The organism is Acinetobacter sp. YH12116 (genome assembly GCF_013418895.1).
GTDB lineage: Bacteria > Pseudomonadota > Gammaproteobacteria > Pseudomonadales > Moraxellaceae > Acinetobacter > Acinetobacter indicus.
This window is the reverse complement of record NZ_VPBE01000002.1, coordinates 15,088-39,234: the sequence shown is the minus strand read 5'-3', so window position 1 is coordinate 39,234 and position 24,147 is coordinate 15,088. Positions and strand designations below refer to the sequence as shown.

24 protein-coding genes are annotated in these 24,147 nt (G+C 45.3%); 12 read left to right on the top strand and 12 right to left on the bottom strand.

Annotation, left to right across the window (positions count from 1 at the left end; translation table 11 throughout):
• Positions 1 to 373: 373 nt before the first annotated feature.
• Positions 374 to 1,546 (top strand): iron-containing alcohol dehydrogenase, encoded by a 1,173-nt coding sequence (locus tag FTU54_RS01545; protein WP_005177432.1) that lies wholly within the window; start codon positions 374 to 376, stop codon positions 1,544 to 1,546.
• 246 nt (positions 1,547 to 1,792) lie between these two features.
• Positions 1,793 to 2,788, top strand: coding sequence for an alpha/beta hydrolase (locus FTU54_RS01540; RefSeq protein ID WP_168399624.1), 996 nt, complete (start codon positions 1,793 to 1,795; stop codon positions 2,786 to 2,788).
• Between the two features lie 57 nt (positions 2,789 to 2,845).
• On the opposite strand, the gene FTU54_RS01535 is transcribed toward FTU54_RS01540, so the two are convergent.
• Positions 2,846 to 4,027 carry a transcriptional regulator gene (locus tag FTU54_RS01535; protein WP_168399623.1) on the bottom strand — a complete coding sequence of 394 codons (1,182 nt, stop codon included), beginning with the start codon at positions 4,025 to 4,027 and terminating at the stop codon, positions 2,846 to 2,848.
• Positions 4,028 to 4,272: 245 nt separating this feature from the next.
• On the opposite strand from FTU54_RS01535, the gene FTU54_RS01530 reads away from it, so the two are divergent.
• Both FTU54_RS01530 and FTU54_RS01525 read left to right on the top strand, forming a co-directional pair.
• On the top strand, positions 4,273 to 5,784 hold the full coding sequence (locus FTU54_RS01530; RefSeq protein ID WP_016658247.1) for an aldehyde dehydrogenase family protein: 1,512 nt from the start codon (positions 4,273 to 4,275) through the stop codon (positions 5,782 to 5,784).
• A 237-nt stretch (positions 5,785 to 6,021) separates the two neighbouring features.
• Positions 6,022 to 6,732, top strand: coding sequence for a glutamine amidotransferase (locus FTU54_RS01525; RefSeq protein WP_168399622.1), 711 nt, complete (start codon positions 6,022 to 6,024; stop codon positions 6,730 to 6,732).
• A gap of 85 nt (positions 6,733 to 6,817) precedes the next feature.
• On the opposite strand, the gene FTU54_RS01520 is transcribed toward FTU54_RS01525, so the two are convergent.
• The 3 genes from FTU54_RS01520 to tkt form a co-directional block, all read right to left on the bottom strand.
• Positions 6,818 to 7,402, bottom strand: coding sequence for a YceI family protein (locus tag FTU54_RS01520; RefSeq protein WP_005177424.1), 585 nt, complete (start codon positions 7,400 to 7,402; stop codon positions 6,818 to 6,820).
• A 112-nt stretch (positions 7,403 to 7,514) separates the two neighbouring features.
• The gene (locus tag FTU54_RS01515) at positions 7,515 to 7,964 is read right to left on the bottom strand and encodes a GNAT family N-acetyltransferase (protein ID WP_168399621.1); all 450 of its coding nucleotides are present in this window, start codon (positions 7,962 to 7,964) and stop codon (positions 7,515 to 7,517) included.
• 88 nt (positions 7,965 to 8,052) lie between these two features.
• Positions 8,053 to 10,041 (bottom strand): transketolase, encoded by a 1,989-nt coding sequence (gene tkt, locus FTU54_RS01510; RefSeq protein ID WP_180074337.1) that lies wholly within the window; start codon positions 10,039 to 10,041, stop codon positions 8,053 to 8,055.
• Positions 10,042 to 10,683: 642 nt separating this feature from the next.
• Here tkt and metK point away from each other — a divergent pair.
• Together metK and FTU54_RS01500 are read left to right on the top strand one after the other, a co-directional pair.
• Positions 10,684 to 11,850 (top strand): methionine adenosyltransferase, encoded by a 1,167-nt coding sequence (gene metK / locus FTU54_RS01505; RefSeq protein WP_005177421.1) that lies wholly within the window; start codon positions 10,684 to 10,686, stop codon positions 11,848 to 11,850.
• Positions 11,851 to 11,989: 139 nt separating this feature from the next.
• A complete protein-coding gene (locus FTU54_RS01500) occupies positions 11,990 to 12,307 on the top strand; it encodes a monooxygenase (protein ID WP_168397600.1) in 318 nt (105 codons plus the stop codon).
• Positions 12,308 to 12,347: 40 nt separating this feature from the next.
• Here the strand turns inward: FTU54_RS01500 and FTU54_RS01495 are convergent, their stop codons facing one another.
• Entirely contained in the window at positions 12,348 to 12,584 is a 237-nt protein-coding gene (locus FTU54_RS01495) for a hypothetical protein (protein WP_370459256.1), read from the bottom strand.
• Between the two features lie 319 nt (positions 12,585 to 12,903).
• On the opposite strand from FTU54_RS01495, the gene FTU54_RS01490 reads away from it, so the two are divergent.
• Positions 12,904 to 13,134: a hypothetical protein gene (locus FTU54_RS01490; RefSeq protein WP_005177416.1), complete on the top strand. Its 231-nt coding sequence runs from the start codon at positions 12,904 to 12,906 to the stop codon at positions 13,132 to 13,134.
• On the opposite strand, the gene FTU54_RS01485 is transcribed toward FTU54_RS01490, so the two are convergent.
• A complete protein-coding gene (locus FTU54_RS01485; protein WP_005177415.1) occupies positions 13,081 to 13,716 on the bottom strand; it encodes a LysE family transporter in 636 nt (211 codons plus the stop codon). The two genes, FTU54_RS01490 and FTU54_RS01485, sit on opposite strands and share 54 nt — an antisense overlap.
• A gap of 117 nt (positions 13,717 to 13,833) precedes the next feature.
• Entirely contained in the window at positions 13,834 to 14,409 is a 576-nt protein-coding gene (locus FTU54_RS01480) for an FxsA family protein (RefSeq protein WP_016658253.1), read from the bottom strand.
• Positions 14,410 to 14,890: 481 nt separating this feature from the next.
• Here FTU54_RS01480 and ruvC point away from each other — a divergent pair, with 481 nt between their 5' ends.
• Entirely contained in the window at positions 14,891 to 15,436 is a 546-nt protein-coding gene (ruvC, locus tag FTU54_RS01475; RefSeq protein ID WP_045795787.1) for a crossover junction endodeoxyribonuclease RuvC, read from the top strand.
• Between the two features lie 52 nt (positions 15,437 to 15,488).
• Here ruvC and FTU54_RS01470 read toward each other — a convergent pair whose 3' ends face one another.
• Together FTU54_RS01470 and FTU54_RS01465 are read right to left on the bottom strand one after the other, a co-directional pair.
• Entirely contained in the window at positions 15,489 to 15,764 is a 276-nt protein-coding gene (locus FTU54_RS01470) for an acylphosphatase (protein ID WP_005177399.1), read from the bottom strand.
• Positions 15,765 to 15,767: 3 nt separating this feature from the next.
• The gene (locus FTU54_RS01465) at positions 15,768 to 17,225 is read right to left on the bottom strand and encodes an NAD(P)H-hydrate dehydratase (protein WP_180074335.1); all 1,458 of its coding nucleotides are present in this window, start codon (positions 17,223 to 17,225) and stop codon (positions 15,768 to 15,770) included.
• Between the two features lie 41 nt (positions 17,226 to 17,266).
• Between FTU54_RS01465 and queG the strand changes: the two genes are divergently transcribed.
• The 3 genes from queG (at position 17,267) to bioB (ending at position 19,824) form a co-directional block, all read left to right on the top strand.
• Entirely contained in the window at positions 17,267 to 18,343 is a 1,077-nt protein-coding gene (gene queG, locus FTU54_RS01460; RefSeq protein ID WP_180074392.1) for a tRNA epoxyqueuosine(34) reductase QueG, read from the top strand.
• 120 nt (positions 18,344 to 18,463) lie between these two features.
• Positions 18,464 to 18,679: a hypothetical protein gene (locus tag FTU54_RS01455; RefSeq protein WP_005177388.1), complete on the top strand. Its 216-nt coding sequence runs from the start codon at positions 18,464 to 18,466 to the stop codon at positions 18,677 to 18,679.
• A gap of 143 nt (positions 18,680 to 18,822) precedes the next feature.
• The gene (gene bioB, locus FTU54_RS01450) at positions 18,823 to 19,824 is read left to right on the top strand and encodes a biotin synthase BioB (protein WP_168399617.1); all 1,002 of its coding nucleotides are present in this window, start codon (positions 18,823 to 18,825) and stop codon (positions 19,822 to 19,824) included.
• A gap of 42 nt (positions 19,825 to 19,866) precedes the next feature.
• Here the strand turns inward: bioB and FTU54_RS01445 are convergent, their stop codons facing one another.
• Positions 19,867 to 20,076 carry a hypothetical protein gene (locus FTU54_RS01445; protein ID WP_075166751.1) on the bottom strand — a complete coding sequence of 70 codons (210 nt, stop codon included), beginning with the start codon at positions 20,074 to 20,076 and terminating at the stop codon, positions 19,867 to 19,869.
• Between the two features lie 661 nt (positions 20,077 to 20,737).
• Between FTU54_RS01445 and FTU54_RS01440 the strand changes: the two genes are divergently transcribed.
• Positions 20,738 to 22,372 (top strand): long-chain-fatty-acid--CoA ligase, encoded by a 1,635-nt coding sequence (locus tag FTU54_RS01440; protein WP_180074333.1) that lies wholly within the window; start codon positions 20,738 to 20,740, stop codon positions 22,370 to 22,372.
• Positions 22,373 to 22,479: 107 nt separating this feature from the next.
• Here the strand turns inward: FTU54_RS01440 and FTU54_RS01435 are convergent, their stop codons facing one another.
• Together FTU54_RS01435 and paaX are read right to left on the bottom strand one after the other, a co-directional pair.
• Positions 22,480 to 23,079 carry a hypothetical protein gene (locus FTU54_RS01435; protein ID WP_005177381.1) on the bottom strand — a complete coding sequence of 200 codons (600 nt, stop codon included), beginning with the start codon at positions 23,077 to 23,079 and terminating at the stop codon, positions 22,480 to 22,482.
• A 70-nt stretch (positions 23,080 to 23,149) separates the two neighbouring features.
• Positions 23,150 to 24,097 carry a phenylacetic acid degradation operon negative regulatory protein PaaX gene (gene paaX, locus FTU54_RS01430; protein WP_168393930.1) on the bottom strand — a complete coding sequence of 316 codons (948 nt, stop codon included), beginning with the start codon at positions 24,095 to 24,097 and terminating at the stop codon, positions 23,150 to 23,152.
• Positions 24,098 to 24,147 lie beyond the last annotated feature (50 nt).

The following is a 24,147-nucleotide window of genomic DNA, read 5'->3' as shown; positions in this document are numbered from 1 at the left end:
ATACATCCCTATTTTTTGTTTTTTATTTCCCATCCACAAAAAGTGGACAATTCTTCAATCTAGCTTAAGCCACTTATTAATTGAATTACACTTTAAATATGTGTGTGCTGTATTCACACCTTAAAATTAGAGATACAAAAAATACTATAAACAAGATTTGTGCTCTTGCCTATAGACTGCGCACTACTTCAGATAATAAAACAAATTAAAAATCCATAATTTTCAAGTGATTATTTTACACTCTTTGATCAGCAACTAGGGTTGGTATTTGGTAGGTAGGATTTCACAACAAAGCAATGGATACTCAAATTACGGTTCAACACCGCGATAACAACACATTATTCCAATATCCAATGCAAGAAGGAATCTGAGCATGGCTTTTAAAAATATTGCAGATCAAACCAACGGTTTTTATATTCCTTGTGTGTCACTCTTCGGCCCTGGTTGTGCCAAAGAAATTGGCGTAAGAGCACAAAATTTAGGCGCCAAAAAAGCCCTAATTGTGACTGATGAAGGACTGTTTAAATTTGGCGTTGCCGATACCATTGCAGGCTACCTCACCGAAGCAGGCGTTGCCAGCCATATCTTTGCTGGTGCAGAGCCAAATCCGACCGATATTAACGTGCATAACGGTGTTGATGCCTACAATGCCAATCACTGCGACTTCATTGTGTCCTTAGGTGGTGGTTCTTCCCACGACTGTGCCAAAGGCATTGGCTTAGTGACCGCAGGTGGTGGGCATATTCGTGATTATGAAGGCATTGATAAAAGTACTGTGCCAATGACCCCACTGATTGCCATTAACACCACTGCAGGTACAGCTTCGGAAATGACCCGTTTCTGTATTATTACCAATACAGACACGCACGTTAAAATGGCAATTGTCGATTGGCGCTGTACACCACTCATCGCCATTGATGATCCAAAACTCATGATTGCCAAACCTGCAGGTTTAACCGCAGCAACGGGCATGGATGCCTTAACCCATGCTGTAGAAGCCTACGTTTCAACTGCAGCCAATCCTATTACCGATGCCTGTGCAGAAAAAGCCATTCGTATGATTAGCCAGTGGCTTAGCCCTGCTGTGGCAAATGGTGAAAATATTGAAGCACGTGATGCCATGAGCTATGCGCAATATTTGGCAGGTATGGCATTCAACAATGCCTCTCTAGGCTATGTGCATGCCATGGCGCATCAACTTGGCGGTTTCTACAACTTGCCGCACGGCGTTTGTAATGCAATTTTATTGCCGCATGTTTGCGAGTTTAACCTGATTGCCTGCCCTGAGCGTTATGCCGATATTGCAGAATTGATGGGAGTCAATACTGATGGATTAACCATCACAGAAGCTGCCTATGCCGCAATTGATGCAATTCGTGAATTATCTAGCTCGATTGGTATCCCAACAGGTTTAGCTGAGTTAGGCGTTAAAGAAGATGACTTGGCGATTATGGCTGAAAATGCACAAAAAGATGCCTGCATGCTCACCAACCCACGTAAAGCCAATCATGCACAAGTGGTCGAAATTTTTAAAGCCGCGATGTAATTTGAATCTCCTGCTGAGTGAATCACGATTTGCTCAGCATCTCCCATTTTTTTTCAATTTTCCTCTTTTGCTGTTTTATTTTTATCCTTCCCTTTGGCAGAACCATCTCAGATGCGTTCTGCTTTTTTTTGCTGTTTAGAACAAAATGAACTCGCAGCATAAAACTAAAGCGATGTAGATGCAGAGGGTTTGCATAATTCAATTTGACAAATGCGCACAGCTCATCAAGGATATAGTCAAAATAAAATGGATGACGAACACCTTATGCTGTTAAGCAAAAAACAAAAAACAACACCAAGCTATCAACCCGATATTTTGGGTGCCGATTACCAACAAATGACGCTGGATTTTCCTTCGGATTATGAAGGCAAAGTCATTTCTACCTTGGTACGCAAAAAAGCCGAACAGGAAACCCGTAAAGCCGTACTTTATATTCATGGTTTTATTGACTATTTTTTTCAAACAGAAATGGCAGACCAGTTTAATCAGCACGGTTATGACTTTTATGCCCTAGATTTACGTAAATATGGGCGTTCGCATTTGTCACATCAACATTGGTACAATGTGCGCAGCTTGTCTGAATATGATGCAGAAATTTCCGCTGCACTTGAGCAAATTGCCACAGAAGAACATGACTCGGTAATTTTGGCGGGACATTCAACAGGTGGATTAATCACCACGTTATATGTGGCACATCATCCCAATCATCCACTGATTCGTGGTTTATGGTGCAACAGCCCTTTTTATGATTTCAATATGAGCGAGATTGAGAAAAAATTCGGCATTCCTCGTTTGAGCCAATTGGGCAAATTGCTGCCAGAAATGAAATTTCCAAGCCGCCTTAACCCATTTTATGTACCAAGTCTACACAAACAATATCATGGTGAATGGTTATTTAATTTGGAATGGAAGAAACCGCGTTATCCAAAAGTGCGATTAAGTTTTGTACGTGCAATTCATGAAGCGCAAAAAGAAATTCATGCCAGTGTGCATTTAGGTGTACCCACCTTAATTATGCATGCGAGTCAAAGTAGTTATCCACGCCAATGGAATGAGATTGCGCAACGCACTGACGTAATTTTAAATGTTGCAGATATGCAAAAATATGGGCATCACATGCATGGCGATATTCAGCTTTGCCAAATTGAAAATGGCGTGCATGATTTGGTACTTTCTGCGCCCGAAGTCCGTGCGGAAGTGTATCAGTCCTTGTTTGACTGGTTAAACCGCAAGGGGCTATAAAACTAAAAACTAGAACTAAAGGAAGTGAATTAACGGCTAAATGACTTGATGCATCCCTTAAGCTGTGTATTTTAATAAAATTTGATGTGCAGGATGCCCCTTTGGCATCAATTCAATTAAACGCTCCACTGCGTCAATCGCTTCAGGGCTGCGTGCCAAATGTTTTAGCAATACATCAGTATCTTGTGCATTAAAAATGGCATCACTCAGGCGAGATTCTAAGCAATCTCGCCATGCACATAAAAATGGACTTTCAGTTTTCGCCAAAAATACTCCTGCACACGTTTGTAAGGCAGACTGCACATAACCAGCATCTAAAGCCTGCTCAGCTTGTAAAAAATCGGCTTCTATATGCGCCAAAATTCGGTAAGGACGCGAACCAAGCATCCCGCCTAGAATATCACGTAATTGAGACATCTCAGCTTTAAGCGTGCCCATACTGACTTTACGCTCACCATATAGAGCTTGGTGTAAAGTATCTAAACTCATGCCTTGTGGACAAAGTGCTAAAATCACCAATATTTCAATTTGACGCGGTGTCATCACCACCACTTTGCCATTAAATAACACCTGTGGCACGCGAAACGCGCGAATATAAAGCTGCTGTTTTTGCTGATCAAGCAGTGCATTTTGAATCAAAGAAGCACAGCGTTCTGCTGCCAACATCCCCAAACTGTTATGGTTTTTCCAAGTAGTCGATAAATCAATTACACCCAATACTTGTTTGGAATAAGGGTCTAAAATAGGCGCTGCATAACAAACCCAGTCATGTAACGATGACATAAAGTGTTCACTGGAAAACACACAACTTGCTTGCTGAGTTTTAAGTGACAAAGCCAAAGCATTGGTACCCACCAACTCTTCACGCCACTGCCCGCCTTCTACAAAATGCACCTGTTCCGCCACATTACGCATTTGCGCGCTCGCTGCCGTCCAAATAATTGTACTGCCCACATCGCCCACGGCTGCCACCATGTCGGACTGCTGTGCGATATGTCTTAAATCTTCTGCACAGTTTTGCACAGCACGTTGTAAGGCCGAACCACCATGTGTATGCGTTAGACTATAATTTAACGGGGCTGCCAACCGATCAAAAGGAATTTCAGCAATTTGAGAGCGTTGCCAAGATTTTAAAATACTCTGCTGAATTTGCTGCGCATGCAGCGGCGATAAACTGCTGCTTTGTCTAAACTGTTCAATATGCTGCCTTTTTTCCAATAGGTCTTGTTTTTTCATCATTATTGATTCTCACAATCCTGTGGGCATTACATCCATTGTACCGCTTACTTTTGTAAGGATTTGTTCGCTGCTTGTAAACCTGCAACTTTCCAACCTTTTTCCAACCTTATATTGGTATGCTAAACAAATAACGTACTAAAGTACCTTATACCTTAGCCGTAAATTTAACCTGATTTTAGACACAGGATTGTGCTAAACGGTAAAGATGACGGCAGATTATAAAAAACCATCAAAGGAAGAGAATTATGCGTTACGTAGATCCCAATCAACCCGGTTCAAAAGTTCAATTTAAAGCACAATACGAAAACTTTATTGGTGGCGAGTGGGTCGCCCCTGTAAAAGGCGAATACTTTGAAAATATCTCTCCTGTAGATGGCAAAGTATTTACCAAAGTCCCACGCTCATCGGCAGAAGACATTGAACTGGCTTTAGACGCAGCCCATAAAGCCAAAGCACAATGGAACAGCTCATCTCCTACAACACGTTCTAACATTTTGTTAAAAATTGCAGATCGTTTAGAACAAAATCTAGAATTATTGGCAGTGGCAGAAACATGGGATAATGGTAAGCCTGTTCGGGAAACATTGGCTGCCGACATTCCATTGGCGATTGACCATTTCCGTTATTTTGCAGGCTGTATTCGTGCCCAAGAAGGCGGAATTTCTGAAATTGATGAAGATACCATTGCCTATCACTTTCACGAGCCGTTGGGCGTTGTGGGGCAAATTATTCCATGGAACTTCCCAATTTTAATGGCAACATGGAAACTTGCACCTGCTTTGGCTGCGGGTAACTGTATTGTACTTAAACCTGCAGAACAAACCCCTGCCAGCATTTTAGTTTTGGTCGAACTGATTCAAGATTTATTGCCAGCAGGCGTATTAAACGTAGTCAATGGTTACGGTGTAGAAGTGGGTCGCCCATTGGCAACCAATCCACGTATTGCCAAAATTGCATTCACAGGTTCGACCCAGGTCGGTCAATTGATCATGCAATACGCCACTGAAAACATCATTCCAGTGACTTTAGAGCTTGGTGGTAAATCTCCAAATATTTTCTTTGAAGATATTATGGCGCAAGATGACGACTACTTAGACAAAGCACTCGAAGGCTTTGCTATGTTTGCGCTGAATCAGGGTGAAATTTGTACTTGTCCATCACGTGCGCTCGTACAGGAAAGTATTGCTGACCGTTTCCTTGAAAAAGCCATCGAACGTGTTAAACGTATTAAAACAGGTCACCCGCTTGATACTGAAACCATGATTGGTGCGCAGGCGTCACAAGAACAACAAGACAAAATCTTGGGTTGTATTGCGACAGGTCGTGCCGAAGGCGCGCAAGTTTTAACAGGTGGCGGTGAACGTCATGAAGTGGGTAGCGGTTTCTATATTGAGCCGACAATTTTCAAAGGCACCAATGACATGAAAATTTTCCAAGAAGAAATTTTCGGCCCAGTGCTTTCTGTGACTACATTTAAAGACTTTGATGAAGCCATTAAAATTGCCAATGACACCATTTACGGTTTAGGTGCAGGTGTTTGGTCACGTTCTGCGCACACTTCTTACCGTGCAGGTCGTGCTATTCAAGCGGGTCGCGTTTGGACGAACTGTTACCACATCTACCCTGCACATGCCGCTTTCGGTGGTTATAAAAAATCAGGTATTGGCCGTGAAAACCACAAGATGATGTTAGAACATTATCAACAAACCAAAAACTTGTTGGTGAGCTACTCAACTAAACCTGCTGGCTTCTTCTAAAGACTCATCTTTAGGATTCCAACAGCGTTGAAGTTACCGTTTCAAGCTGCGCCCGATGTATTTGCATCGGGCGTTTTTATTGCAACATGGAATACTATGACTTTCGCAGCACGCTCTTTCAGCGTTGTATAAACCGGAAGATCAAGTTAAAAGTCTATCCTTTATTCATACGCTACGCTTTAGTTCGAGTGTATTTCACGTTACATTAAATCTCCCTTTCAGCCTGAAGTATCTGCCATGTTCGATTTACCCGACACTATCTATGCCATTCAACATCTTGCGTTTGAAGACCTCGGCGCGTGGGAAGATGTCCTGTATGAACAAGGTTTACGGGTACGGTATTTTGAAGCCGGTGTGGAAAATCTAGAAAAGGCGTTTGCGCATGAAGGATTGGTGATTATTTTGGGTGGCCCAATTGGCGTTTATGAAACCACAGACTATCCTTTCTTACAAAAAGAAATAGACTTACTAAAAGTACGTCTAGAAAAGAAATTACCCACTATTGGTATTTGTTTGGGTGCACAGCTCATTGCTCATGCCTTGGGTGCCAAAGTCTATGCCGGCCATGCCAAAGAAATTGGCTGGAGTACGCTCAGTCTGGCTAATGCCGCCCATCATCCACTGGCGGCATTAGCCAACACACCGGTTTTACATTGGCACGGCGATACTTTTGATTTACCAGCACAGGCTGAATTACTGGCCAGCTCCGACCTGTATCCGAATCAGGCATTCCGGGTCGGACCACATATTCTGGCACTACAGTTTCATGCTGAAGTTGCAGCAGACAGTTTAGAAAAATGGCTGATTGGCCATACCTGTGAATTACGTCAGGCCCAGATTAATATTCCCGCCTTACGCGCCGCTCATCAGCAATACGCGCCGCAACTGCAACAGGTCAGCGCGACGGTTTTGAGCCAGTTTCTAACCAGCTTAAAATCTCAAAGCTGACCGGAAAGCTTTAAATTGTCCTTACATTTATCATCGTCATAAAAAAAGCACCCTGAAGCGGGTGCTTTTTGTGCTGTTCTTGCGATTATTTTTTCGCAGCAACAGAAGCTTCAGTGGTGATGTTTACAGTAATTTTATCACCTACATTTGGTACAAAACCGGCGATACCAAATGCTGAACGGTCAAATGACGTGGTGGCATTAAAACCAACAGTTGCCGCTTTGGTCATTGGATGTGGACCTTGTTTGTTCAGTACCGCATCCAGAACTACAGGTTTCGTTACACCTTTCACAGTTAAATCACCTGTGATTTTAAAGTTCTTTTTGTCCTGAGTTTCAACTTTGGTACTTTTGAAAGTAATAGTTGGATATTTTGCTGCATCAAACCAGTCTGCTGCCATTAAGTGCTCATCCAGCGCTTTGACGTTGGTGTTCAGGCTGTTTAATGGAATAGTCACGTTGACAGATGATTTTTCTGGCTGTTTCTCATCAACATTAATGGTACCTTGAATGTTAGAGAAGTTACCTGATGGCGTAGAGAAACCGAAGTGATCCCAGCTAAATACAGTTGCCGTATGGGTCGGGTCAATTTGATACGCCACTGGTTTTGCCAACGCAGCTGTTGCTACTGAAGTGACCGCCAAACCAAGTACAAGTGCTTTAAAGTTCATGCTTTTATCTCGCTTTTTGAATGCTTATTAGTGTATAGATTTCTTGTTAGAGTTCATTGCTACAGATAAAACGTTCTGTTGCAGCAATGAAACGATTAACGCATGGATGCCGTTACAGACTTTGTTTATATTGAATAAATCCGGTCTTGTGTGCCACTTTATCATACAATATTTGTGCAGTTTGATTGGCTTCTTGTGTCAGCCAGTAAACCCGGTCGCACTGGCGTTTTTTGGCTTCCATATAGACCTGTTCAATCAGTAATCTGGCCACACCCTGCCCGCGATAATCGGGGTGGGTAAATAAATCCTGCAAATAGGCATAAGGCCTGAATGTCCAGCAGCTGTCATGTTCAATCACATGAACAAAGCCGACCATCTGCTGTTCAAACAGTGCCGCAAAACCATACATATGCGCAGACTCGGCTGATGTCAGACGCTGCCAGGTATGGGCACTCAGTTTATCTGATAACTTGGTTTGATAAAAGGCCTGATAACCGGCCCAAAGTGCGTGCCATTGCGGCTGACTGGTCTGTGCCAAAGGCACAATGCTAATTGCTGTCATGTGGATCTTCTTTTATATCATTCAGCTTTTTAAACTAGCATAAAAAAACGCCCCTTTCGGAGCGTCTTTTTTTGAAATTTCTGAGCGATTAAGCCGTCAGTTCTTTCACTGCAGCAACCACTGCTTCCGTGGTAATACCGAAGTGCTGGAACAAGTCTTTGGCTGGTGCAGATTCACCGTAAGTGGTCATACCAATCACGCGACCGTCCAGACCCACAAATTTCCACCAGTAATCGACATGCGCTGCTTCAACTGCAACACGGGCACGGATATTCGATGGCAGAACCGCTTCACGATACGCCGCATCTTGCTGCATGAATTCTTCAGCACATGGCATAGACACCACACGTACACCTTCAAGCTGTGCATGTGCTTCCATCGCCAAGGCCACTTCAGAACCGGTCGCAATGATGATTGCTTTCAATTCACCTTTTTCTTCAGCCAGCACATAACCACCTTTGGCCGCGTTTTCAATTTGTGCTTGAGTACGCGCCTGGAATGGCAGGTTTTGACGAGAGAAGATTAACGCAGATGGACCTTCCGCACGGCTTAAAGCAGATTTCCAGGAAATCGCTGCTTCAACCGTATCACATGGACGCCATGTGTTCAGGTTTGGCGTACCACGTAACGATGCAATCTGCTCAATTGGCTGGTGCGTAGGACCATCTTCACCCAGACCGATCGAATCATGGGTATAAACATGAATTACGCGTTGCTTCATTAACGCAGACATACGCACGGCATTACGCGCATATTCCATGAACATTAAGAATGTTGCTACATAAGGAATGAAACCGCCGTGCAGCGCCACACCGTTGGCAATCGCGGTCATACCAAATTCACGTACGCCGTAGTGCACATAGTTACCTGCGGCATTGTCTTGTACGCCCTGGCAACCTTTCCAAAGCGTCAGGTTTGAACCAGCCAGGTCCGCAGAACCACCCAATAATTCAGGTAATAATGGACCAAAAGCCTGTAGCGTATTCTGGCTGGCTTTACGGGTCGCAATAGTTTCTGCTTTCACGTTCACTTCAGCAATATAGGCATCGGCCTGTGCCAGGAATTCTGCTGGTAATTCACCGCTTAAACGGCGTTTTAATTCAGCCGCTTCTGCAGGATATTTTGCTGCATAGGCAGCAAAAGTAGCATTCCAGGCAGCTTCAGTTTCAGCACCTTTGGTTTTCGCATCCCAAGCAGCATACACATCTTCAGGAATTACAAACGCTTCATCGGTCCAGCCCAGCGCTTCGCGGGTTAACACGATTTCATCATTACCCAGCGGTGCACCGTGGCAATCTTCTTTACCCTGTTTGTTTGGTGAACCTAAACCGATAATGGTTTTACAGATAATAATGGTTGGTTTAGCGGTTTCAGCTTTGGCAGCCACAGTTGCTTCGCGAATAGCATCTGCATCATGACCATCAACTTTCAGCACTTGCCAGCCATAAGACAGGAAGCGCTGTTCAGTGTCATCAGAGAACCAGCCTTCAACTTCACCATCAATTGAAATACCGTTGTCATCATAGTAAACCACCAGTTTACCCAGACCTAAAGTACCGGCCAGTGAACATACTTCGTGAGAAATACCTTCCATCAGGCAGCCATCACCCAGGAAACAGTAGGTGTAATGGTCAACCACTTGCATATCATCTTTATTGAACTGCGCTGCCAGCGTCTTTTCAGCCAGAGCAAAACCAACCGCATTGGCAATACCCTGACCAAGTGGACCAGTGGTGGTTTCAACCCCTGGTGCATAGCCGTATTCCGGGTGACCTGGTGTTTTAGAGTGTAGTTGACGGAATGCTTTTAAATCTTCAATTGAAAGATCATAACCGGTTAAATGTAACAGTGCATAATGCAGCATAGAGCCATGACCATTGGATAAAACAAAACGGTCGCGGTTAGCCCATTGCGGGTTCGTCGGGTTATGATTTAAAAATTCACGCCACACCACGTCAGCGATGTCTGCCATCCCCATCGGCGCACCTGGATGTCCGGAATTTGCTTTTTGCACGGCATCCATAGCCAATACACGAATTGCGTTTGCAATACGACGTTCATTAAGCGGGGTCGTCATAGGTCAGAGTCCAAATAAATCGTTTAATAAAGGAAGATGAATAGGAATTCAAAACACGTCTATTGTCTTAAAAAAAGCGTATGGGGTAAAGCCTCAGCGGTAATTTTTCGGTATTTATTCGTTTGCCTGCGCATTTTCGTACAATTCCTGGCTAGAGGCATGAGAAAATTGAAGTTCTGGCGAATAACCGGGTGGCTTATCCAGATTTTCATGTTACACAACTGGCCTATTTGGATGGTTTTTTATACAAAAAAGCGCTCATTGTGAAATTCATTCAATTTAATTCAAAACTGCACAATCCTGCTCAACAGCAACAGACTTCATTTTAGAGCATGATGACGACCAAAAGATGACAGGTAGAATGCACCCCACACGTTTAAAATAAGATAATTAATTGATTTTTAATATAAATTATAAAAATACAACCGCTTTTAAAATAGTGATTTATTGAATTAAAACTCAAGTTTATCCGGATGATGAATCTATACCGTTTTGGATTTTATATCAGTTTTTTAAATGCCTATATCAGATAAAAAGTCATTGAATTGAAATAAATTCAGCCAATTTGGTCGTATTGAACTAGTCCTAAAGTCTAACTCGATGTAACATATTGCGTCTTTTGAAATAACTGTGATAGGACTTATGCGCGAGTACGCTGTATTTACCTCGGAATCTGTAAGCGAAGGCCATCCAGATAAAATGGCTGACCAAATCAGTGATGCCATTTTGGATGCAATCTTAAAAGAAGACCCATATGCGCGGGTTGCTTGTGAAACGCTTGTAAAAACCGGTGCGGTCGTACTTGCGGGTGAAATCACAACCACAGCCAATGTGGACTTTGAAGCGATTGTACGTCAAACCGTAAATGGTATTGGCTATCATCATTCTGACCTCGGCTTTGATGGTTCAACCTGTGCCGTAATTAACATGATTGGTAAGCAGTCACCAGAAATTGCCCAAGGTGTAGACCGTCAAAAACCTGAAGATCAGGGTGCCGGCGACCAGGGCTTGATGTTTGGTTATGCCAGCCGTGAAACGGATGTGCTGATGCCTGCGCCAATTTCTTATGCGCATCGCTTAATGGAAAAACAGGCTGAACTGCGTCGTAGCGGTGCCCTGCCTTGGTTACGTCCAGATGCGAAAAGCCAGGTGACTTTTGCCTATGAAAATGGCAAACCGGTACGTTTAGATGCGGTGGTGCTGTCAACCCAGCATGATCCTGAAATTAGTCAAGCACAGCTGAAAGAAGCTGTGATTGAAGAAATCGTGAAAAAGATCATCCCTGCGGACATGTTCCATGCTGACACCAAATTCCACATCAACCCGACCGGAATGTTTGTGATTGGTGGCCCAGTGGGTGACTGTGGTCTGACTGGCCGTAAAATTATTGTAGATACCTACGGTGGTATGGCGCGTCATGGTGGTGGTGCCTTCTCTGGTAAAGACCCATCGAAAGTAGACCGCTCTGCTGCTTATGCGGGTCGTTATGTGGCGAAAAATATTGTCGCTGCTGGCCTGGCAGACAAATGTGAAATTCAGGTGTCTTATGCAATTGGTGTGGCGGAGCCAACTTCAATTTCAATTAACACCTTTAACACCGGTAAAGTGGCTGATGAACTGATTGTTCAGCTAGTTCGTGAACACTTTGACCTGCGTCCATACGGCATTACCCGTATGCTGGACCTGTTACAACCAATGTACAAACAGACTGCTGCCTACGGTCACTTTGGCCGCGAAGGTTCAGACACTGCCTTTACCTGGGAAAAAACCGACAAAGTCGATATCTTAAAAGCCGCTGCTGGCCTTTAAGCTCTGAAGATATTAAAAGACCCATCTACGTGATGGGTCTTTTATTGTCTGCTTTATCGCAATTCTGGGCAGAAATATCATTTTATAAAAACATAAACTGTTTACAATAAGATGGAACATTTAAAACAGGATGAACATGATGGCGGTAATTCTTCAGGTTGATTTCCCTTCAAATGGCCCTTTTGGCGCAGAAATGGCCACGGCCTATCGCGAGCTGGCAGCCAGTATTAACCAGGAACCAGGTCTCATCTGGAAAATCTGGACCGAAAATAGCGATACCCAGCAAGCTGGCGGGATTTACCTGTTTGATACAAAGCATCATGCAGAACAATATTTACAGATGCACACGGCGCGTCTGCAAAGTTTTGGCATCGACAAGATTCACGGGAAAATTTTTGACATTAATACTGAACTGTCGGTGCTGAATCAGGCCACTTTTCTGGCGTCATCCCGCTAAACAAAAGTTGAGCTAAGCTCATCAGATTCAAGGAATCCAGTTAGCTGGATTCCTGTTTTAAGACTTCCAATAAAGTCGGCTGTGTCGGGGTTTCCTGATGATCCTGCAAATAGACATGCACGACTTTAAAAATAACCGCAAAGGCCAGACAACTTAAAATACAGAACATCCAGAAACCATAAGGACTACGAATATTGTGTGAACCGCAATTTGGACATTCTTTTTCTGTTGACGCCACCACTTGATTGCAACATGAGCAATGGTATTGATGGTACAGCATAGGCAGTTCTCCTAATTTACTGTAATTCTTGTTTTTATTTTTACATCATGCGAAAAACGCTTTTTGTAATATTGTTTTATCTTATGTGAGCCTGTGTAGCATAGCAAGCTCTATTACTGGTGAGTCTATGTAAGCTTAAGTAAACCCTGCCTGCTTTTGTTGACTTTATTTATCTTTTTATGCACGCTTTCAGACACTTAAGCTGCTGCTTTAACACCGTATTCTCTGCCAATAATTTTATCGGACTACTCTTAAGTCAGATGCATCCGGCTGCCCTTTTGTTTAAACTAGCGGACTGAAATACAGGAGGATGAAGATGGTACAACTGATCAAAAAAGGCGGATTACGCGAACGCGCCAACCGCAGCCGCCGTTTTCATGGCTCTGAAAATACCGAAACCACTCTGGCACCAAACCGTTATTCATCTGCCCATAAAAAAGCAGAAACGGCTGTTTCTGCTTTGGTTAGTGAACAGGATCAACCAGATTCTGAATCAGAACATACCGATGGCGTCATAGCCCAGCCACAGGGCAAAAATCAGGAATAAGGCGCCCGATAAAATATCAATATAACTGCCTGAACGCTGGTACACCGCCTTAATTTTCGGCTGTGACAATAACAGCATCAGCAACACAAAGGTCAGGAAGGTTTGCAGCGGAATAATCACTGCCAGCTGTGCTTTTAAATAATCACTGGCCGATGAACTGAGCGCCAATGAAAATACACTGCTAAAATAAATCAGGGTTTTAGGATTAGATAAATTGGTGAACAGGCCCAGTAAAAAATAGTTTTTCTGTGCAGAGCTCTGTGCCTGCACATCCTCCAGTGCACTAGACTGTTTTAAACTGCGTAGTCCACCACTGAGCATGGCCCAGCCCATTTTCGCCAGAAACAAACCGCCTATCAGCATCAATACCTGCTGAATCCATGGAAACTGCTCGACCAGAACGGTAAAGCCCAGCAGGGTTAAAACCACCCACAGCACAATGCCCAATGAAATTCCGGCAATAATATGAATGGTATTGCGACGTGTGGTCGATGCCGAGCTTTTGGCAATCAGAATAATATCGGGGCCGGGACTAAGCTGTGCCACAAAATGTAAGGCACAAATGGTCAACAGTAAGGACATAACACAGGGAGAAGCTTAAAAAGTCATTTATTATATCGCCCGTTCAAAAATATACGAGCACTGCAAGCATAAAAAAAACCGAATCCTTGCAGATCCGGTTTTTCAAATAAAGATGGCTTAGTGTTTATTCACATCTTTCATTTCAATTTTTTTTGCTTCTGGCGTCACTTCGCGCGCTTCACCATCAATAATAGTCGAGTCGCGGCCCGCCTGCTGGTTTTGCATGTCCTGCATCTGACGCATCAGATCGGCGAACGGATTCTGGCCTTGTGCACCACCACCCATGCCATTCATATCGCCCATCATGCCCCCCATCATCTGGTTCATCATGGCTTGCTGACGTTTCATCATCGCTTTCATCATGGCCGCTTTAAAGGCATTTTGTACGCCCGGAATCATAATCAGCACAGCCAGCACATCGGTGATCAGACCTGGAATCAACAGCAGGAAACCTGCAAAGATTTTAGGCAAGTTATTGCTTAATGCCGGATCTGCACTCATTTGTCCCATCTGCATCTGCTGCATTTGTGGCATGATGCCCGCAGAATACTTACGGATCAGATTCATACCAATAAAGAAGGCGGCAATAAACCAGAAGAACACGTACCACATGCTACCGACCAGGTCACCCACGCCGATCCAGACGAATACTTCCAGAATTAAACCAGCCAGAATAATAAGAAATAATTTCATGAAAATTAATCTAATCTCAACAAAATAAATAGAGTGCAGGCATCAACTGCTTAATCAGCATCAAGCTTTTTTTGACACGCTTATGTAACAATATGGGCATTATTCTATTTTTAAAGTGCAGGCCTGTCATTAATATTTTCAATGACAGACCTGAGCTTTATGCTGTAGCACGATAAAAATAAACATAAGCCGCATACACGAGCAGCAGCCACAGCCCGATAAACACTGCCGCGGCCACTGTACTGCACGGCTTTTGACTGTAGATGTACAGTATAAACCCCGAAACTTAAGCCAAAATGAAGATGCAGCTTTTTTACCAAGATAACCTATATATTGTCCCTGCTATTTTTAATAGCAGCTCCAGCGAGTTTGAAGCATTGTTGATAGTCTTGAGTATCCGCACCGGTTGCTGCAAATTCCCTCACACAATACCGCTGTAAAATCATATAATTCATTTTGATGTAATTTTTTAAGGCTTGGCATGTCACTGATTATTGGTATCGATCCCGGTTCCCGGCTTACCGGTTACGGCATTATTGAGCGTGATGGCTCAAAATTGCGTTTTGTAGATGCCGGCACCATTCGGACCGAAACCACGGAAATGCCTGAACGCCTGAAACGTATTTTTGGTGGTATTGACCGGATTGTAAAATTTCATGGCCCGACTGAGGCCGCAGTTGAACAGGTTTTTATGGCGCAAAACCCGGACTCGGCACTGAAACTGGGTCAAGCGCGTGGTGCTGCTATTGCCGCACTGACCAATCTGGATTTACAGGTGGCGGAATATACCGCCCGCCAAATCAAGCAGTCTGTGGTCGGCTATGGGGCAGCCGATAAAGAACAGGTGCAGATGATGGTGATGAAGCTGTTAAATTTAAGCATTAAACCGCAAGCTGATGCAGCTGATGCGCTGGCTGCTGCCATCTGCCATGCCCACGCCTCCGGCAGTATGAGCAAAATGGCGGTACTGAATGCCCTGGGTGGTATGGCGCGCGGCCGTAGCCGTTCTAGCAGCAGACGGCGCTAACTGGAAGCCATCTTGATCCCGGTGAGGGGATGTCCAAATCGGGAGTTTCTACTTAACGGATCATCTGGAAATGGGTGTATTCACGTTCTGCCGGATCAAACGGGATGCGCTCAATTTTAGTGACCTGTGCCCGCAATGGTCCAACCAGACTGCGTTTCAGAATTTCCTGAATCTGCATTTCCTCGCCAATAATTTCTGCTTCGACATCACCATTGTCCAGATTTTTGACATAGCCGGTTAGCTGCAGTTCTTGCGCCTGCTGTTCAAACCAGCGGCGATACCCCACGCCCTGCACATTTCCCTGAATAATAATTTTAAGTGCTTGCATCTCTCACCTGTTCACGACCTGATAAATGGCCTGATTCATCTGCTGTGCCTGAAGTCCGCGCATACCGGATTCCGCCAGTACATCTCCAGCTTGCGCATGTAAAGTGACAATCTCATGTAAACTGAGTTCAGTATGATATTGTGCTTTTAAACTGGCGATCATGCCGGACAGAACATCACCCATGCCACCCGTGCCCATCCCGGCATTGCCGGCAGTACATAGCCAGAGCTGATCTTCCAGAATCAAGCTGCCCGCGCCTTTAAGCACCCACTGGCCGCCATAACGGGCCTGTAATTCATGAATAGCCTGTAAGCGGTTCTGCTCAACCTCCATTGTCGTTAGGCCTAAAAGTTTCGCCGCCTCACCCGGATGTGGCGTTAAATAACTACCTTCAGGTAACTGCTGCGGATGTGCGGCCAGAAACCATAAGGCATCGGCATCGAGTACCCGTTCCAGTTCAGCCTGTAACAGTTTCGGCAACCACATCGCATATTGACAAGCCGCCCAGTCATCACGTCCAAGTCCCATACCAAAACAGATGGCATCGACCTGCTGTAGCAGCTGTTCAATGGCATCATCCTTCAAGCTGTTAATATCACGCAGCATGATATTCGGAGCGCGACTTAAAATGGCGGTATGATGTTTGGCATCACAGACCACGGTTACTTTGCCACAGCCAGCCGCAAACGCCGCTTCCGCCGCCATTATTACCGCGCCGCCCATATCGGCATGACCGCCGACCACCAGCACATGCCCATAACTGCCTTTATGACCAAAAGCCTGACGTGGCGGCAACTGAATCTGGGTGGGTGCCAGCTGGGCGATGGCGTGTAATTCGGCATCGGGAGGAATGGCGGCAATCAGCTCCACCTGTCCAGCGTAGGCTTTGCCCTTACCGGTAAAGAGTCCAGCTTTTAAACCCAATACGCTATAGGTCAAATCGGCCTGAATCGCACAGGGTAAAGGCTGACCGCAATTGGCATCCAGGCCACTTGGAATATCAATCGCCACTTTCAAGCCGCGCTGCTGATTCATCTGATGAATAATCTGTTGCCACTCAACGCTCAGTTCACGATTCAGGCCAATCCCAAACAGCGCATCAACATAGACCTCATAAGCCTGTTGAAACTGAAAGCCAGATTGAATATCCAGGCCAGCCGCTCGAGCCTCGTGTTCAGCCTGCTGCAAATCAGGTGAAGAACCCAATTCAGCCGCATAAATATGCACCTGAAAACCGGCCTGCTGTAAATATTTGGCCAGCAGATAGCCATCTCCGGCATTATTGCCCTGCCCGCAACAAACCGCCACTGTCTGATATTTATGTTGCTGTAAAACGGGAATGACGCGCTGGGCAATCGACCAGGCCACCTGCTGCATCAGACCATAAGACGAGTTTTGCCGAGCAAACCAGCGCTGCTCCCATGCTTGAATATCACGGCTATGATAAACTTGTGGATGCATTGTTTTTCCCTTGTTTTGTCATTATGAACTCATCGCCTGCCATGCAAAATATTCCGGTCAGTCAACTTGATCCCGTCCAGTTAAAAGCATGGATTAAAGCGCAGGCTTTAGCACTGGGCTTTGCTGATTGTGTCATTGCCCGGCCCGATGCTCAAGCAGAATTACCCCGTTTGGAAGCCTATTTAGCACAAGGTTATCAGGCAGATATGCATTTTCTGGGCGAAAATCTGGAGAAACGTGCCAGCCCGGCCTTACTGGTGCCGGGCACCAAAAGCATTATTTGTGTGCGCATGAATTATCTGGTCGATCGGCCTACACCACGACAGGTGCCAGATGCACCCAATAGCGCCATTATTGCGCGTTATGCCCGCGGCCGCGATTATCATAAAGTCATGCGCGGTCGTCTTAAAACTCTGGCCAGCCTGATTCGGGACAAAGTTGGTGATTTTGAATCGCGCCCTTTTGCCGATTCAGCCCCCATCTTTGAAAAATCGCTGGCCGAAAGTGCCGGCATGGGCTGGACCGGTAAACATACCCTGCTGATTCATAAAAAATCCGGCTCATTCTTTGTATTAGGTGAGCTGTTTAGCTCGCTTGAGTTGCCGTTTGATGAACCGGCCACGGCGCACTGCGGTTCCTGTAGCGCCTGTATCGACATCTGCCCGACCAAAGCCATTGTCGAGCCCTACGTGCTGGATGCTGGTAAATGTATTGCCTATTTAACCATTGAATATAAGGGAATTATTCCTGAAGATTTGCGCCGGCCGATTGGCAACCGGGTTTTTGGCTGTGATGACTGCCAGTTAATTTGCCCCTGGAACAGTTTTGCCCAGCTGACTCCGCTGGATGATTTTTCCCCGCGTCATGGGCTAGACCGGATGAGCCTGCTGGAACTCTGGCAATGGGATGAAGCCACCTTCCTGGCCTGCACCGAAGGCAGTCCACTCAGACGGACCGGTTATCAGAGTTTTAAACGCAATATTGCGATTGGTCTGGGCAATGCGCCTTATTCCGCAGATATTATTGCCCAGCTGCAACAGGCCAAAACGCTGCATGATGAGGTGGTGAATGTGCATATCGACTGGGCCATTCAGGAGCAGTTGACCAAATCTGCATAATTTTTCATTTCTTTACCTGAGCTCACAGATCCCCACACAAGCCCTACAGCGCGTGGTACTGAATTGTGGCTCAATAGAGGAATCCAACAGAAAAGATGTTGTCATCAGGAGGAATTTATTATGCAAACGCATCATAAAAACCAACAGCAGCAGAAACAACAGCAAAAGCAGGAACTTGAACAGCAGACTGAACATTTAAAACAGCAACAGCAGCAACCCCAAGGGCCTATTGATAGCCCTAAAAACAACCAGCATGAACAGGATGACCGGATGCTGAATAAACAGCATCGCGCCGATCTGCAAAACCAGAACATGCACGGCAATCATCGTGAATAATGCTGAAGTTCATGTTCCCTCGCTCAACAAAGTCCACTTCAGGTGGACTTTGTTTTTGGATTACGTCATATTTTGCTAATGAAGCGCCTGCCGCTTTTGCTTAATATGCAGTATGCAAAATATGGATAATTAGGGACAGACTTATGAGCAGTATGCGTCCGGTACGTAATGATTGGTCTCGTGAAGAAATTGAGGCACTTTATCAGCAACCGTTTTTAGATTTGGTTTTTGAGGCGCAGCGTGTACATCGTGAGCATTTTGCTGCCAATACCATTCAGGTGAGTACCTTACTCTCGATTAAAACCGGTAAATGCCCGGAAGACTGCAAATACTGCTCTCAATCGGCTCATTATGATTCACAGCTGGAAGCTGAAAAACGTATTGCCGTTGAAAAAGTGATTCAGGAAGCCAAGGAAGCGCTGGAATCAGGTTCTTCACGTTTTTGTATGGGCGCAGCGTGGCGCAATCCGCATGAACGCGATATGCCTTATGTGCTGGAAATGGTGCGTGAAGTAAAAGCGCTGGGTCTGGAAACCTGTATGACGCTGGGTATGCTGAACCAGTCTCAGGCAGAACGTCTGAAAGATGCCGGCCTGGATTATTACAACCATAACCTCGATACTTCACGCGAATACTATGCCAACATTATTAGTACCCGCAGCTTCGATGACCGTTTAAATACCCTAGAGCATGTGCGTAATGCCGGCATGAAAGTCTGTAGCGGCGGCATTGTCGGTTTAGGTGAAGATACCCAGGACCGGATTGGCCTGTTACATGAACTGGCTACCTTGCCGATTCATCCGGAATCTGTACCGATTAACATGCTGGTGCCAATTGAAGGTACACCACTGGCCGATATAGAAAAACTCGATGTCACCGAATGGATTCGTACTATTGCCGTGGCACGCATTATCATGCCAACCAGTTATATCCGCCTGTCTGCCGGTCGTGAATCTTTATCTGATTCAGATCAGGCCCTGGCCTTTATGGCCGGTGCCAACTCGCTGTTCTCGGGTGAAAAGCTGCTGACCACCCCGAATGCCGGTGAAGGTAAAGACCGTCAACTGTTCCAGAAACTGGGACTGGTGGCGGAAAAAGCCAAACCGACCGTTCAGGAACTGTCGGTAGATGCGATGGCGGTTTAATCCTCATCACACGAAAAAGCCCATCTTCTGGATGGGCTTTTTTTATGAGGTAATTAACAGGCCATAATTGGCATTCAGATACATGCCCGGTTTAATCAGATCGGCACCATTGGCATGATACACCGTGAGCTCCTGCTTGATGACATCAAAATGGAAGGCATCAAAACAGTCCTGATGCTGACACAGCCAGGCCAAGGTATCGCTGAGCTGATCATCTACAATATAGGTCGGGGCATTAAAATCTTTGGCCATGTGCACATTCAGTTATAGAGAGATGACAGGATTTTAGCCTGAAACGGCAGTAAATAAAGCAGCTTGGAATGAGATTTAAATATTTAAAGGCGGAGATGAGCCTGCGCGAATGTTGATGCAGTGTATAAACAAAAAGAAGTGAGTCTAGCCCACTTCTTTGTTGAATCTGGTTTGATCCCCTCTATGATTTATTGGCCCCACACTTACGACACTCAATATGCGCACCAATTTCCTCCATTTGCTCATATTCATAAATATGTAAGCAGAAAAAGTTTTTTAATAATTGAAGCATCCTAACACTCCTATTTTTGATTATTTTTTCATTCAGCTTCTTGCCGCTTATTTCATCCTGAAACAAGCATAACCAAAATTGGTTATACTCATTTTTTAACACATTTTTTAAAAAGATCAAGTGTTATTTCAAGGACTTCTTTTGAACGTCATTCATCATAATTATTGAAGCTTTTACTCTATATTCAAATAGCTAGCGCATTTTTCGGTTTAAGTCTGCACAAAACAGATTTTTTGTAATCCCCTCTTGATTTCATCACGCAAGTGTTTAGGATGAAAAAACAGCCTTTTTCGGCAATGATGCCTCGGAAAAGTAGTCAAGAAACAAGACATTATTTAAACAACAAAAAAATGGAATAAGGATATCAACATGCTTGGACGTATGATGTATCAACCGTTATTGATTAGCTCGCTGATTGAACATGCAGCACGCTATCATGGCGATACACCCATCATTTCAAAAAATACCGATGGCAGCATGAGCAGCACTGACTGGGCCGCTGTGGCAGAGAATGCCAAACGCTTTGCCAATGCCCTGCAAGCCTTAGGGCTAGAGCAGAGTGACCGTGTGGCGACCATTGCCTGGAACAATCATCGTCACCTGGAAAGCTGGTATGCGATTTCCGGGAGTGGTCTGGTCTGCCACACCATTAACCCGCGTCTGTTTCCTGAACAGCTGATTTTTATTATTAATGATGCTCAAGACCGGGTGGTGATTTTTGATAAAACCTTCCTGCCGCTAATTGTCGGGGTAAAACAGCATTTGCCGCAGGTGGAGCATTTTATCTGTCTGGATGCACCGGATGATGCGGTCCGGGAAAAATTGCCTGAAGTTCAGTTTTATGATGATTTGATTGCCGCCCAGTCCAAGACATTTGACTGGCCAGAACTGGATGAAAATATGGCCAGTTCCCTGTGCTACACCTCAGGCACCACCGGTAATCCAAAAGGCGTGCTCTACAGCCACCGTTCCACCTTGCTGCACAGTTATGGCATCAGCCTGCCCGACTCCCTGAATTTATCGGCCAAAGATGTAATGCTGCCGGTGGTTCCAATGTTCCATGTCAATGCTTGGGGCACACCGTATGCTGCGGCGATGGTTGGCTCGACCCTGGTGTTACCGGGACCAGGGCTGGACGGTGCCAGTCTGGTACAGCTCATTGATAATTATAAAGTCACCGTGGCCTTGGGGGTACCAACCATCTGGCAAGGTCTACTGGCCGCAGCCAAACAGTCTGGCAGCACGCTGGAAAGCATGAACCGCAATGTGGTTGGTGGCTCAGCCTGCCCGCCGGCGATGCTGAAAACCTTTAAAGAGCAGTATAACTGCGACACCATTCATGCCTGGGGCATGACTGAAACCAGTCCGCTGGGTTCTGCCAACCAGCTCAAAGCCAAGCATGAACTACTCAGTCCGGAGGAGAAAACCCAGTTACGACTGTCTCAAGGTCGTCCACCATTTGGGGTAGATTTACGTCTGGCTTCGGCAGAAAAAGGCACCGACTTGCTGCCACGTGATGGCCAGACCACCGGCAATTTACAGATTAAAGGCCACTGGATTATTGAGCGTTACTTTGGCAAAGAGGAATCTGCCCTGACCAGTGATGGCTGGTTCGATACCGGCGATATTGCCAGTCTGAACAGTGATGGTTTCCTGCACATTAGTGACCGTTCTAAAGACCTGATTAAATCGGGTGGTGAATGGATTTCATCGGTAGAACTGGAAAATCTGGCCATGTGCCATCCGGAAATTGCCATGGCCGCAGTGATTGCCGCCAGCCATCCAAAATGGGATGAACGTCCGGTAGTGATTGCCATGAAAGTGCCGGACAGCCAGATTACCGAAAACGAACTGCTGGATTATTATGCCGATAAGGTGGCCAAATGGCAGATTCCCGATAAGGTTATTTTTGTTGACAGTATTCCACTCAGTGGGACCGGCAAAATGCTGAAAAAAGATTTACGCGAACAATATGGTCAGGTGCTGATGGAAGCGCCCGTGTAAATATTGGTCTATGTAGAGATAAGATAGAAAAAGCGCTGATAGATTCAGCGCTTTTTTATGGGATCAACAATGCGATATACCTAAAGATCACAGGTTTTTATATTCACTTAAGCCTGTTTTTTAATCACATGCTCGGCGGAAAAATCGCGATAGGTACGGCGTGAGGCAGTTTGTTCAGGCAATGGCTCAACCTCGTGCATGCTCTGCAGACAGCGTGCAGTCAGTTCAATATATTGCTGGGTGCCATGACGTTTCCAGGCAATTTCCTTGTCTTCCAGTGGCCGCACCACCTTAGCCGGACTGCCGAGTGCCAGGACATTGGCCGGAATCTGGGCTTTGGCTTTCACGGTACTGTTGGCGCCAATAATGGTATTTTCACCAATTTCCGCTTCATCCAAAATCACGCTATTCATGCCAACCAGTACGTTTTTACGAATGATGCAGCCATGCAAAATTGCCCCATGTCCGATATGGCCATATTCTTCTACCAGCGTCACGCTGTCTGGAAAACCATGCACGGTACAGGAATCCTGCACATTGGCATTCTGCTGAATATGGATTCGGCCAAAGTCGGCACGTAAGGCAGCAAATGGGCCAATATAAGCCCCGGCTTCAATAATCACATCACCAATAAGTACAGCAGTTGGATGCACATAAGCCTGCGGATGCACCACAGGAATCACACCATCAATGGAGTAACACGGCATATTTTATTCCTTTAAAATAAGCGGAGTAGATGCTTCCCCACCACGAGGCAAGGAAGCTCTATGAATAAGCTCAAGCCAATGAGCTGGGTTCTTCTATTTTAATACCGCCAAAACGCTTCAAGAATTGCGGATGCGCCGGTGGCATTGAACCTTCCGACGTGCGCGCCAGTTCCATAAAGAATTCTTCTCCGGCACTGACCACACGCTGATACAGGTTGCTACTTAAGTTGCGTGCATTCAGCGATAACCAGTCCGATGGCAGCAGCTCAAACGGCAGGTTCGGATCTTTCAGCAAAATCCGGCGATACTGATGAATCAGCAAAATCCGGATCTGGAAGGCCTGTACCGGGTCCAGTTCATCTTCGGCATCAACCAGATTCAGAAATTCACGGAAATCACCCATGAATTTTTCATAACGCTGATGCAGTTCAGGCACCGGCCAGTTGGTTGCCACCATGCGTTTAATGGTTGGATACGACTCCTGCCATAACTGCAAGGTTTCAGCTTTAAAGATCACCACCTGATCGGTCATTTGCAGATTCAGTAGCAGATTTTGCAGTTTCAGATGATCACAACCCGGATAAGCCATCACGTTGGTGGCAATATTGGCAAAACCGAGCCATTCCAGTTCTTTCTTTAAAATGGCTTTATTTTCCAGCTCGACCGAACTGAGCAGTACCAGATCCCATTTCTGGTCCCATTCCTTGTGCTGGAAGCTGTAAATTTTCTGGTCCGCCATAATAAAACGCTGGCGGCTGTTTTCGGTAATACGGTAATAACTGGTGCGGCCAATTTTTTCCGATACCAGCCAGCCGTTTTGTACCAGACGAAACACAGCGGTACGCACCGAACGTTCGTTCAGGCCAAACACATCCATCAGCTGGATCAGGCTAGCCAGACTGATAATCCCACCGCGATGAAAAATACAGTCACCAAATACGGTCATAATCAGCGATGTGCCACTTAAGGCTTCATGCTGAATAAAATCATCAATACTTTGTTTTAGTTTTGGATTCATTGCGATGTATTCACACCCTGTTTGTGAGGGCAATTGACCGCAGTCAATCG